This window comes from Kitasatospora sp. NPDC096147 (genome assembly GCF_044763225.1).
GTDB lineage: Bacteria > Actinomycetota > Actinomycetes > Streptomycetales > Streptomycetaceae > Kitasatospora.
Window position 1 is genome coordinate 168098 of sequence record NZ_JBIWFX010000011.1, and the last position, 11899, is coordinate 179996.

An 11899-nucleotide genomic window follows, 5' to 3' on the forward strand; every position below is an offset into this window, starting at 1 on the left:
ACCGCCCCACCTGTTCGATCGCCCGGGCTGCCCGCAGGGCAGTCAGGGGCGCGAGGAACTGCGCGAACCGGAAGGACCCATCCCGTGTGCCGGGCACGGACAGCCACCTGCAAGTGAACCCCCGCACCCGGCACACAGGCCGCCGCGTTCCCCCGCGCGCCGTTCCCCGCGCCCCTGAACACCTGCCCTACCGCCCCACCTGCCCACCCACCAGGGCCGTCAGGGGCGCGAGGAACTGCGCGAATCGGGAGGCACAAACCCGCGTGCCGGGCACGGAGAACCACCTGCAAGTGAGCGTCCGCCCCCGGCACACGGGCCACCTCCCGCAGCGCGCAGTTCCCCGCGCCCCTGGGCAGCCGCCCTACCGCCCCACCTGCCCTACCGCCCCGCCTGCCCGCCTAGGACTGCAGGTACGTCAGGACCGCGAGCACCCGCCGGTGGTCCTCCGGGCTCTGGGCCAGGCCGAGCTTGAGGAAGATGTTGCTGACGTGCTTCTCCACCGCGCCGTCGGAGACCACCAGCTGCTTGGCCACCGCCGCGTTGGTGCGCCCCTCCGCCATCAGGCCGAGCACCTCCCGCTCACGCGGCGTCAGCCCCGCCAGCGTGTCGCCCTTCCGGCTGCGCATCAGCAGTTGCTGCACCACCTCCGGGTCCAGCGCCGTCCCCCCGCCCGCCACCCGGACCACCGCGTCCACGAACTCCCGGACCTCCGCCACCCGGTCCTTCAGCAGGTACCCGACCCCCCGGGTGGACCCGGCCAGTAGCTCCCCCGCGTACTTCTCCTCGACGTACTGGGAGAGCACCAGCACCCCCAGCTGCGGGTACAGCCCCCGCAGCGCCACACACGCCCGCACCCCCTCGTCCGTGTGCGTCGGCGGCATCCGCACGTCCGCCACCACCACGTCCGGCAGGGCGTCCGCCGCCGCCAGCTCCTGGACGGCGCGCAGCAGCGCCTCGCCGTCGCCGACCCCGGCCACCACCTCCAGGCCCCGGTCGGTGAGCAGCCTGGTCAGGCCCTCGCGGAGCAGTACGGAGTCCTCGGCGATGACGACGCGCAGCATGACGGCCCTTCAGACGACGGCGACCGGTTCCGGCCGGCTCCAGTCTCTCCCATGGGCTGACGCGCGGTCAGACCGGAGGTGGAGGTGGCATCCCGGCCCGGCATACCGGGGGATGACCCGGGATCGTGCCTCGTGCTGTCTCCCGGCCCCCGGGCCGCTCCTAGCGTGGAAGGGACGACCACGAGAGGGGGCGGGCCGGGTGGCATCGCTGGGACGGTACGCGGTGAAGGAGTTCCTGGGGCAGGTGCGCCACCTGGTGCTGACCGGTGTGGCGGTGGCCGTCGGTGTGGCCTTCCTGGTGCTGTCCGTCGGGGCGAGCAACGCGCTGGTGGACTCGTTCACCCAGACCGCCGCCGCCGAGGTCGGCCCGGGCGCGGTCCAGGTCACCGCCGCCGAGGGAGGCGGCGGCCTGCCCGCCGACGCCGCCCGCCGGGCCGCCGGGGTGCCCGGCGTGGCCTCGGTGGCCGAACGGCTGACCGGCCCGGGCACCCTGCTGACCGCCTCCGGCCGGCCGCTGGACGAGGCGGCGCTGGTCGTCTCGGTGGCGGCCGACCCCGGTCTGCGCTGGCAGCGGCTGGCGGCGGGCCGGTGGCCGGCCGGGGACGGCGAGCTGCTGCTCGACGAGGGCACGGCCGACCGCCTCGGCGTCGCCACCGGCGGGCAGGCCGGGCTGCTCCGGGCCGATGGCTCCACCGGCCGGGCCACCGTCACCGGGCTGCTGGACACCGGGAGTTCGCCGACCCTCTCGGGCCACCCGGTGGTCGCCCTGCCGCAGGGCGCCGCACCCGCCTGGGGCGCCCGTCTGACGACCGGTCAGCTCGACCTCGCGCTCGCCCCCGGCACCGACCCGGCCGCCGCCGCGAAGGCGGTCGGGCAGGCGCTCGGCGACGCCGTCACCGCCCGGACCCACGCCGCCTCGGTGGCGGAGGCGGAGAGCGCGAACAAGGCGATCCACTCGGTGGTGCTGGTGGCCGCGCTCTGCTTCGTGCTGATCGCCCTGGCGGTGGCCCGGATGGTGGTGACCAACACCTTCGCGGTGGTGCTGGCCCAGCGGGCCCGGCAGCTGGCGCTGCTGCGCTGCGTCGGGGCCTCCCAGCAGCAGGTCCGGCGCATGATCCTGCTCCAAGGGGTGCTGCTCGGGGTGCTGGCCTCGGCGGCCGGGCTGGCCGCCGGTGCGCTGGTCGCGCTGCTCGGCACCGGGGTGCTGGCCCTGGTCGACCTCGGGCCGGTCTCGGTCTCGCTGCTGCCGTCCTGGGAGGTCTTCCTGACGGCGGGTCTGTTCGGCCTGCTGCTCACCACGCTGGCGGTACGCGGCCCGGCCCGGCTCGCCTCGGCCGTGCCGCCGGTGGCGGCGCTCGCCGAATCCGGCGCCGCCCTGCCCGAGCTCGGACGCCGGACGGTGCGCGGGGTGGTCTCCGCGCTGCTGCTCGGCTTCGGCGCGCTGATGCTGGTGGTCGGTGCCCGGGGCGGCTCGGCGGTCGCCCTGCTGGCCGTCACGGTGGGTGCGATCTCCAGCTTCTTCGGGGTGCTCCGGCTGGCCCGCTTCCTGCTGCCGCCGGTGGTCGCCCTGCTCGGCCTGCCGGCCCGCAGGTTCTTCGGCACCACCGGCCGACTGGCCGCCCAGCAGCTGCGGGCCAATCCGGGCCGGACCGGCTCGGCCGCCTCCGCGCTGCTGGTCGGCGTCACGGTGGCGGTCTCGGCGGCCACCGCGATCTCGGTCACCGGCGGTTCGCTGGAGTCGATGCTGAGCGCCCGTCAGCCGGGGGCCTTCTCGCTGGCCACCGACGACGGCCGGATCCCGGCCGGCGTCCTGGCCGCCCTGGACCGCCGCCCCGAGCTGGCAGTCACCCCCGTCCGCACCGCCACCCTCACGGTGGACGGCCGCCCGACCATGGTGATCGCCGCCGACCCGGCCCGGCTGAACGGCGCGGCCGAGGGCGTCGCCGAGGCCCGCGCCCTGCGGGACGGCGAGGCGCTGGCGGTGCGCCGCGCGGGTACCGCGCTGCGGCTCCCGGACGGCACCTCCTGGCGGTCTCGGCCCGGCCCCTCGGCGCTCCCGTTCTCCCTGCTCCCCGAGGCCCGGGTCTACGTCTCCCCGGCCACCCTGGCCAAGGCCGCGCCGGACGCCGCGGTGGCCACCGCCTGGATCACCGTGGCCGGCTCCGCCGACCGGGCCGGGGCCCGCGCGGCGCTGGACGAGGCGCTGGCCGGCTTCCCCGGCGTCCGGGTCACCGACTCGGCCTCCGAGGCCGCCTACGTCCGGGACCTGCTCGACACCATGCTGCTGGTCACCACCGTGCTGCTGGGCTTCTCGATGGTGATCGCGGCGATCGGGGTGGCCGCCACCCTGACCCTGTCGGTGGACGAGCGCACCCGGGAGCTCGGCATGCTGCGGGCGATCGGCCTCTCCGGTGAGCAGCTGCGCTCACTGCTCACCCTGGAGGCCGCCCTGCTGGCCCTGGCCGGCGCCCTGGCCGGCACCGTGCTGGGTCTGCTCTACGGGGTGCTGGCGGCCCGCTCGCTGACCGGCGAGGGGCTGACGCTGAGCCACCTGCCGGTCGGCACCGTGCTGCTCGTACTGGCCTCGGCCGGGCTGCTCGGGGTGGCCGCCTCGGTGCTGCCGGCCCGGCGGGTGCGGCGGATGCGGATCGTCCGGGCGCTGCACGCGGCCTGACACCGCTCCGGGGAACGACTGACGGACCGTCGCTTACCGACGGCCCGTCAGTCGTGCGTCCCGGGGACTCACATGGTGCGGATGGCCACCGCGTCGCACAGGCCCTGGAGTGCGGCCTTGGCCGGACAGTCCGGCAGCGGGGCCAGCAGCGCGCGGGCCTCCTCGGCGTAGCCCAGGGTGTCCCGGCGGGCCCGCTCCAGCGCGGGGTGGCGGCGGAGCAGCCGCAGCGCCTCCGCGTGCAGCTCGTCGTCCTTGGCCAGGTCGAGGTCGAGCAGCTCGCGCAGCCGGGCGTCCTCGGGGTCGCCCTGGTCCACCGGCATCTGCCGGAGCAGCAGGATCGGCAGCGTCGGCACGCCCTCGCGCAGGTCGGTACCGGGCGTCTTGCCGGACTCGTGGCCGTCGCTGGCGATGTCGAGCACGTCGTCGGCGAGTTGGAAGGCGGTGCCCATCCGCTCGCCGTACTGGCGGAGGATCTCGACCGTCTCCGGGGTGGCCCCGGCCATCAGCGCACCGAGGTGGCAGGCGACGGCGACCAGCGAGCCGGTCTTGCCCGCGATCACGTCCAGGTAGTGCTGCAGCGGGTCGTCCCCGGGACGCGGCCCGGCGGTCTCCAGGATCTGCCCCGTCACCAGCCGCTCGAACGCGTCGGCCTGGATCCGCACGGCCTCCGGGCCGAGGTCGGCCAGCACCTGGGAGGCCCGGGAGAACAGGAAGTCGCCGGTGAGGATGGCCACCGAGTTGTCCCAGCGCGAGTTGGCGCTCGGGGCGCCGCGCCGCACCGGCGCCTCGTCCATCACGTCGTCGTGGTACAGCGTCGCGAGGTGGGTCAGCTCGACCACCACGGCGGACGGGACCACCCCCGGCGCGTACGGGTCGCCGAACTGCGCGGCCAGCATCACCAGCAGCGGACGGAAGCGCTTGCCGCCCGCCTCGATCAGGTGGCTCGCGGTCACCGTGATGAACGGCACCTCGCTCTTGACGGCCTCCAGCAGCGCGGTCTCCACCGCGTCCATGCCGGCCTGGACGTCGCTGGTCAGATCGCGGTCCTGCACGGTCAGCCCGAAGGGCCCCACGACGGTCACGCAGACCACTCCTGTCCCTGGTCGATTAGCGGCCTGGTCCCTGAGTGCCGCCGCTGGCCTACAAGGAGGGTATCCGGTCGCGAGTCGATCACTGCACGGGCGTGCGGACCAGTGGTCGACCGGACACGGAACGGGGCCCGCAGCCAGTGGCTACGGGCCCCGGAAGGGATCCTCAACGGGTGAAGACGGAGGCCGAGGAGGCCAGGTCGAGGAAGTACTGCGGGGCCAGGCCCAGGATCAGCGTGACGAGCACCCCGAGGGCGATGGCGGTGGAGGTCATCACCGACGGGACGGCCACGGCGGGGCCGCCGGGGCGCGGGTCGGAGAAGAACATCAGGACGATGACCTTGATGTAGAAGAAGGCGGCCACCGCCGAGGAGAGCACGCCGACGATCACCAGCGGGGTGGCGCCGCCGGCCGCCGCCGCCTGGAAGACGGCGAACTTGCCGGTGAAGCCGGAGGTCAGTGGGATGCCGGCGAAGGCCAGCAGGAAGAGCGCGAAGACCGCCGCCAGCAGCGGGGAGCGCCGGCCGAGGCCGGCCCAGCTGGAGAGGTGGGTGGCCTCGCCCTTGGAGTCGCGGACCAGGGTCACCACGGCGAAGGCGCCGAGGGTGACGAAGGAGTAGGCGGCCAGGTAGAAGAGGACCGCCCCGACGCCCTGCCGGTTGGAGGCGATCACGCCGGTCAGGATGAAGCCGGCGTGCGCGATCGAGGAGTAGGCCAGCAGGCGCTTGACGTCCTGCTGGGTGACGGCCAGCACCGCGCCGACCACCATGGTGAGGATCGCCACGCCCCACATGACGGGCCGCCAGTCCCAGCGCAGGCCGGGGAAGGCGACGTAGAACAGCCGCAGGAAGGCGCCGAAGGCGGCGGTCTTGGTGGCGGCGGCCATGAAGCCGGTGACCGGGGTCGGAGCGCCCTGGTAGACGTCCGGGGTCCAGGAGTGGAACGGGACCGCGCCGACCTTGAAGAGCAGGCCGACCGAGAGCATCGCCAGGCCGATCAGCAGCAGCGCGTCGTTCTGGGTGGAGTCCGCCAGCGCGGGGGTGACCTGGGCGACGCCGGAGACCACGTCGGCGATGCCGCCGAGCCGGACGGTGCCGGCGTAGCCGTAGAGCAGCGCGGTGCCGAACAGGAAGAACGCCGAGGCGAAGGCACCGAGCAGGAAGTACTTGACGGCGGCCTCCTGGGAGAGCAGCCGGCGGCGCCGGGCCAGCGCGCAGAGCAGGTAGAGCGGGAGGGAGAAGACCTCCAGCGCGACGAACATGGTCAGCAGGTCGTTCGCCGCCGGGAAGAGCAGCATGCCGCCGACCGCGAAGAGCGTGAGCGGGAAGACCTCGGTGGCGGTGAAGCCGGCCTTGGTGGCCTCCCGCTCCTGCTCGCTGCCGGGCACCGCCGCGCCCTGGGCCGCGAAGGCGTCCACCCGGTGGCCGTTCAGCCGCGGCTCCAACCGCCGCTCGGCGTAGGTGAGGACGGCCATCACGGCGGTCAGCAGGATGACGCCCTGGCAGAACAGCGCCGGACCGTCGATCGCCACCGCGCCCATCGCCAGCAGGCCGGAGCCGGTGGTGGCGTGCCCCTGGGCGGCCAGCACCACCACGGCGGCGAAGGAGGCGGCCAGCCCGAGCAGGGCGATGGTCACCTGGGCGCCGTAGCGGGCCTTCCGGGGCAGGAACGCCTCGGCCAGGATGCCGAGCAGGGCCGCCCCGAGCACGATCAGCATCGGGGAGAGCTGGCCGTACTCGACGTGCGGGGCCGGGATGCTGGGGCTGTTGCCGCCGGCCGCTGTGAGCCAACCACTCACTTGTGCTCACCTCCGGTGGTGGCGGCGACCGGGTGGGCCGGTGCCGGGTCGGACTGGTGGATCTGGGAGAGCGTGGCGTCCACCGACGGGTTGACCAGGTCGGTGAGCGGCTTGGGGTAGACGCCGAGCAGGATGGTCAGCGCCACCAGCGGTGCCACCACGGCGAGTTCACGGACCTTCAGGTCGGGCATGCCCTCGATCTGCGGCTTCACCGGGCCGGTCATCGTGCGCTGGTAGAGCAGCAGCGCGTACAGCGCGGCCAGCACGATGCCGAGGGTGGCCACGATGCCCACCGCCGGGTACTTGGCGAAGGTGCCGACCAGCACCAGGAACTCGCTGACGAACGGGGCCAGCCCGGGCAGCGAGAGGGTGGCCAGGCCGCCGATCAGGAAGGTGCCGGCCAGCACCGGGGCGACCTTCTGCACCCCGCCGAAGTCGGCGATCAGGCGCGAGCCCCGGCGGGAGATCAGGAAGCCGGCCACCAGCATCCAGGCGGCGGTGGAGATGCCGTGGTTGACCATGTAGAGGGTGGCGCCGCTCTGCGCCTGGCTGGTGAAGGCGAAGATGCCCATGATGATGAAGCCGAAGTGCGAGATGGAGGCGTAGGCCACCAGCCGCTTGATGTCCTTCTGACCCACCGCCAGCAGCGCGCCGTAGATGATCCCGATCACCGAGAGCACCAGGATCACCGGGCCGAAGCTCGCCGAGGCCTCCGGGAAGAGGCCGAGGCAGAACCGCAGCATCGCGAAGGTGCCGACCTTGTCGACCACCGCGGTGATCAGCACGGCCGTCCCGGCGGTGGCCTCGCCCATCGCGTTCGGCAGCCAGGTGTGCAGCGGCCAGAGCGGGGCCTTCACCGCGAAGGCGAAGAAGAAGCCGAGGAAGAGCGCCTTCTCGGCGGCCGGGTCGATGTTCAGCCTGCCCTCGGCGACCGCCGCGCTGAGCGTCGGCAGGTCGAAGGTGGGCAGGCCCTGATCGGCCGCGATCACGTACAGCCCGATCACGGCGGCCAGCATGACCAGCCCGCCGAGCAGGTTGTAGAGCAGGAACTTGACGGCGGCGTAGGAGCGCTGGGCGCTCGCGTCCGGGCCGCCCGCCCGGTCGCCGAAGCCGCCGATCAGGAAGTACATCGGGATCAGCATGGCTTCGAAGAAGACGTAGAACACGAAGACGTCGGTGGCCAGGAAGGACACCACCACCATCGACTCCACCGCCAGCACCAGGGCGAAGAAGCCCTGGGTCCGGCGCAGGTTCTCGAAGGTGCCGTCCGGGTTCTGGATCGGCTCGGCGTCGTGCCAGGAGGCCAGCAGCACCACCGGCACCAGCACCGCGGTGAGCAGCACCAGCACCGCGCCGATGCCGTCCACGCCGAGCGAGAAGCTGATCCCGAAGGACCTGATCCAGCTGTACGACTCGGTCAACTGGTAACGGGCGCCGCCCGGTTCGAACTCGGTGACGACCAGGGCGGCCAGCGCCAGGGTGGCCAGCGAGACCAGCAGTGCGGTGATCTTCGCGGTCCGTCGACGGGCCTCGGTGGAGCCGCCGGGGAGCGCTGCGGTGAGCACCGCCCCGGCGGCCGGGACGGCACAGGTGGCGGTCAGCAGGTAGCTCATCGCCTTACCTCCCAGGGAAGTTCACGATCCATCACACGGACCTCATCAGGAGAGTGGTGGCGACCAGCACCAACGTGCCGCCGAACATGGAGAGCGCGTAGCTGCGGACGAAGCCGGTCTGGGTCCGGCGCAGCCGGGCGGAGAACCCGCCGATCGCGGCGGCCAGCCCGTTCACCGTGCCGTCCACCACCTTGGCGTCCGCGTAGACCAGCGAGGCGGTGAGCGCGGTGCCGGGGCGGACCAGGACGGCGTGGTTGAAGTCGTCCTGGAGCAGGTCGCGGCGGGCCGCCCGGGTGAGGAACGAGCCGACCGGCGGGGTGACCGGCACCGGGGAGCGGCCGTACATCAGCCAGGACAGCAGCACACCGGCCGCCACGCAGACCGAGGTGAGCACGGTGACGGTGGTGGCGTTCAGCGGCGAGTGGCCGTGGGCCAGGCCGGTGACGGGCTCCAGCCAGCCGACGAAGGACTCGTTCAGCGCGAAGAGCCCGCCGGCGAAGACCGAGCCGAAGGCCAGCACGACCATCGGCAGCGTCATGCTGGCCGGGGACTCGTGCGGGTGCGGCTCGTGGCCGTCCTCGTCGGCCTGCCAGCGCGCCTCGCCGAAGAAGGTCAGGATCATCACCCGGGTCATGTAGAACGCGGTGACGGCCGCGCCGACCAGGGTGCAGACGCCGAGGATCCAGCCCTCGGTGCCGCCCTTGGCGAAGGCCGCCTCGATGATCAGGTCCTTGGAGAAGAAGCCGGACAGGCCGGGGAAGCCGATGATCGCCAGGTAGCCCAGGCCGAAGGTGACGAAGGTGACCGGCATCTTCTTCCGCAGGCCGCCGTAGTGACGCATGTTCACCTCGTCGTTCATGCCGTGCATGACCGATCCGGCGCCGAGGAAGAGCCCGGCCTTGAAGAAGCCGTGGGTCACCAGGTGCATGATGGCGAAGGCGTAGCCGATCGGGCCGAGGCCGGCCGCCAGCACCATGTAGCCGATCTGCGACATGGTCGAGCCGGCCAGCGCCTTCTTGATGTCGTCCTTGGCGCAACCGACGATCGCACCGAACAGCAGGGTGACCGCACCGACCACCACGACCACGGTCTGGGCGTCCGGGGCCAGGTTGAAGATCGTGGCGGACCGGGTGATCAGGTAGACCCCGGCGGTCACCATGGTGGCCGCGTGGATCAGGGCCGAGACCGGGGTCGGGCCCTCCATCGCGTCGCCGAGCCAGGACTGCAGCGGCACCTGGGCGGACTTGCCGCAGGCGGCCAGCAGCAGCATCAGCGCGATCGCGGTGAGCTTGCCCTCACTGGCCTGCTCGGCGGTGCCGAACACGCCGGTGAAGGAGAGGTCGCCGAACTCGACGAACATCAGCATGATGCCGATCGACAGCCCGAGGTCGCCGACCCGGTTCACCAGGAACGCCTTCTTGGCCGCCACGGCCGCGCTCGGCTTGTGCTGCCAGAAGCCGATCAGCAGGTACGAGGCGAGCCCGACGCCCTCCCAACCCGCGTACAGCAGCAGGTAGTTGTCCGCCAGCACCAGGAGCAGCATGGCGGCCAGGAAGAGGTTCAGGTAGGCGAAGAAGCGGCGGCGGCGCTCGTCGTGCGCCATGTACCCCATCGAGTAGACGTGGATCAGGGTGCCGACGCCGGAGATCAACAGGACGAAGGTGACCGAGAGTTGGTCCAGCTGGAAGGCGAGGTCGGCCTTGAAGCCGCCCACCTCGATCCAGGTGAACAGCTTGGAGGTCAGCGTCCGGTGCTCGGCCTCCTTGCCGAGCAGGTCCGAGAAGAGCGCCAGGCCGAGGCCGAAGGAGGCGGCGGCCAGCGCGGTGGCCAGCCAGTGGCCGAAGCGGTCGAGGTGCCGGCCGCCGAGCAGCAGCAGGGCTGCCCCGGCCAGCGGCGCTGCCACCAGCAGCGGAATGAGTGAGTTCACCGTGGGCCCTCCGCCTACAGCTTCATCAGGGCGCTGTCGTCGACCGAAGCCGAGTGCCTGGACCGGAAGATGGACACGATGATGGCCAGGCCGACCACGACCTCGGCCGCCGCGACCACCATGGTGAAGAACGCGATGATCTGGCCGTCCAGGTTGCCGTGCAGCCGGGAGAAGGTGACCAGGGCCAGGTTCGAGGCGTTGAGCATCAGCTCCACGCACATGAAGAGCACGATCGCGTTCCGCCGGATCAGCACGCCGGAGGCGCCGATGGTGAACAGCAGGGCGGAGAGGTAGAGGTAGTTGACGGGGTTCACTCCGCCTCCTCCTTGGTCAGGACGGGCGCGACGGCCTTGCGCGGGCCGGCCACGGCGGGCCGGGCCGACGGGGCGCGGCCGAGGTACTCGGCGGTGCGGCCCTCCAGCTCGGCCATCCGCTCCAGCATGTCGTGGCTGACGTCCCGGATCTGGCCGCGCTCGCGCAGCGTGCCCATCACCGAGTCCTCGCTGACGGTGCCGTCCGGCAGCAGCGCCGGGATGTCCACCGCGTTGTGCCGGGCGTACACGCCGGGGGCGGGCAGCGGCGGCACCTGGATGTTGTCGCGGACCCGCTGGTCGGCCAGCTGACGCTGGGTCAGCGGGGTCCGGACGTGCTCGCGGTGGGTCAGCACCATGGCGCCGATGGCGGCGGTGATCAGCAGCGCGCCGGTGAGCTCGAAGGCCCAGACGTAGTCGGTGAACAGCAGCCGGGCCAGGCCCTGGACGTTCCCCTCGGCGTTGGCCTCGGTCAGTCCGGCGAAGTCGGAGAGACCGGCGTTGGAGATGCCCGCGATCAGCAGCACGCCGAAGCCGAGGCCGCAGAGCACGGCGGCGATCCGCTGGCCCTTGAGCTGCTCCTTCAGCGAGTCGGCCGAGGTGACGCCGACCAGCATCAGCACGAACAGGAAGAGCATCATGATCGCGCCGGTGTAGACCACGATCTGCACCACGCCCAGGAAGACCGCGCCCTGGGCCAGGTAGCAGACCGCCAGCGCCATCATGGTGGCGGCCAGGCAGAGCGCGCTGTGCACCGCCTTCTTGAGCAGCAGCATGCCGAGTGCGCCGCCGACGGCGATCACGGCGAGGATCCAGAACTGGACCGCCTCTCCGGTGGAGGTCATGACTGCGCCTCCTTCTCCCGGTCGGTGCGCTCCTGCCGCTCGGTGCCGGGCGCCGCCGCGGTGATCTCGCCCCGGTAGTACGCGCCCTCGTCGGCGCCCGGGTAGTAGGCGTGCGGCGCCTCGACCATGCCCTCGGTGAGCCCCACCAGCAGCTGCTCCTTGGTGAAGATCAGGTCGGCCCGCGAGGAGTCGGCCAGCTCGTACTCGTTGGTCATGGTGAGCGCCCGGGTCGGGCAGGCCTCGATGCAGAGGCCGCAGAGGATGCAGCGGGCGTAGTTGATCTGGTAGACCGCGCCGTACCGCTCACCGGGCGAGTAGCGCTCCTCGTCGGTGTTGTCCGCGCCCTCGACGTAGATCGCGTCGGCCGGACAGGCCCAGGCGCAGAGCTCGCAGCCGACGCACTTCTCCAGGCCGTCCGGGTGCCGGTTCAGCTGGTGCCGGCCGTGGAAGCGGGGAGCGGTGGGCTTCTTCTGCTCCGGGTACTGCTCGGTGAGCCGCTTCTTGAACATGGCCTTGAAGGTCACGCCGAAGCCAGCGGCCGGGCCGAGCACGGACTGCTTCTCAGCCTTCTCGTCCGACATC

General features: G+C 72.5%; 9 protein-coding genes. 1 reads left to right on the forward strand and 8 read right to left on the reverse strand.

Annotated features, from left to right (window positions below; translation table 11 throughout):
- Positions 1-398: 398 nt before the first annotated feature.
- Complete coding sequence (locus tag ACIRBX_RS28960) at positions 399-1058, reverse strand: response regulator (RefSeq protein ID WP_402301252.1); 660 nt, start codon at positions 1056-1058, stop codon at positions 399-401.
- Positions 1059-1260: 202 nt separating this feature from the next.
- Between ACIRBX_RS28960 and ACIRBX_RS28965 the strand changes: the two genes are divergently transcribed.
- Positions 1261-3735 (forward strand): FtsX-like permease family protein, encoded by a 2475-nt coding sequence (locus tag ACIRBX_RS28965; protein WP_402301084.1) that lies wholly within the window; start codon positions 1261-1263, stop codon positions 3733-3735.
- 68 nt (positions 3736-3803) lie between these two features.
- Here the strand turns inward: ACIRBX_RS28965 and ACIRBX_RS28970 are convergent, their stop codons facing one another.
- The 7 genes from ACIRBX_RS28970 to nuoI form a co-directional block, all read right to left on the reverse strand.
- Entirely contained in the window at positions 3804-4817 is a 1014-nt protein-coding gene (locus ACIRBX_RS28970) for a polyprenyl synthetase family protein (RefSeq protein ID WP_402301087.1), read from the reverse strand.
- Between the two features lie 172 nt (positions 4818-4989).
- Positions 4990-6621 carry an NADH-quinone oxidoreductase subunit NuoN gene (gene nuoN / locus ACIRBX_RS28975; RefSeq protein WP_402301090.1) on the reverse strand — a complete coding sequence of 544 codons (1632 nt, stop codon included), beginning with the start codon at positions 6619-6621 and terminating at the stop codon, positions 4990-4992.
- Positions 6618-8234: an NADH-quinone oxidoreductase subunit M gene (locus ACIRBX_RS28980; RefSeq protein ID WP_402301093.1), complete on the reverse strand. Its 1617-nt coding sequence runs from the start codon at positions 8232-8234 to the stop codon at positions 6618-6620. The genes nuoN and ACIRBX_RS28980 overlap by 4 nt, the downstream gene beginning before the upstream one ends.
- Positions 8235-8265: 31 nt before the next feature.
- The gene (nuoL, locus tag ACIRBX_RS28985) at positions 8266-10161 is read right to left on the reverse strand and encodes an NADH-quinone oxidoreductase subunit L (protein ID WP_402301095.1); all 1896 of its coding nucleotides are present in this window, start codon (positions 10159-10161) and stop codon (positions 8266-8268) included.
- Positions 10162-10175: 14 nt separating this feature from the next.
- Complete coding sequence (gene nuoK, locus ACIRBX_RS28990) at positions 10176-10475, reverse strand: NADH-quinone oxidoreductase subunit NuoK (protein WP_402301098.1); 300 nt, start codon at positions 10473-10475, stop codon at positions 10176-10178.
- Positions 10472-11317: an NADH-quinone oxidoreductase subunit J gene (locus ACIRBX_RS28995; RefSeq protein ID WP_402301100.1), complete on the reverse strand. Its 846-nt coding sequence runs from the start codon at positions 11315-11317 to the stop codon at positions 10472-10474. Before ACIRBX_RS28995 ends, nuoK begins: the two co-directional genes overlap by 4 nt.
- On the reverse strand, positions 11314-11898 hold the full coding sequence (gene nuoI / locus ACIRBX_RS29000) for an NADH-quinone oxidoreductase subunit NuoI (RefSeq protein WP_402301103.1): 585 nt from the start codon (positions 11896-11898) through the stop codon (positions 11314-11316). The genes ACIRBX_RS28995 and nuoI overlap by 4 nt, the downstream gene beginning before the upstream one ends.
- Between the last annotated feature and the right edge of the window lies 1 nt (position 11899).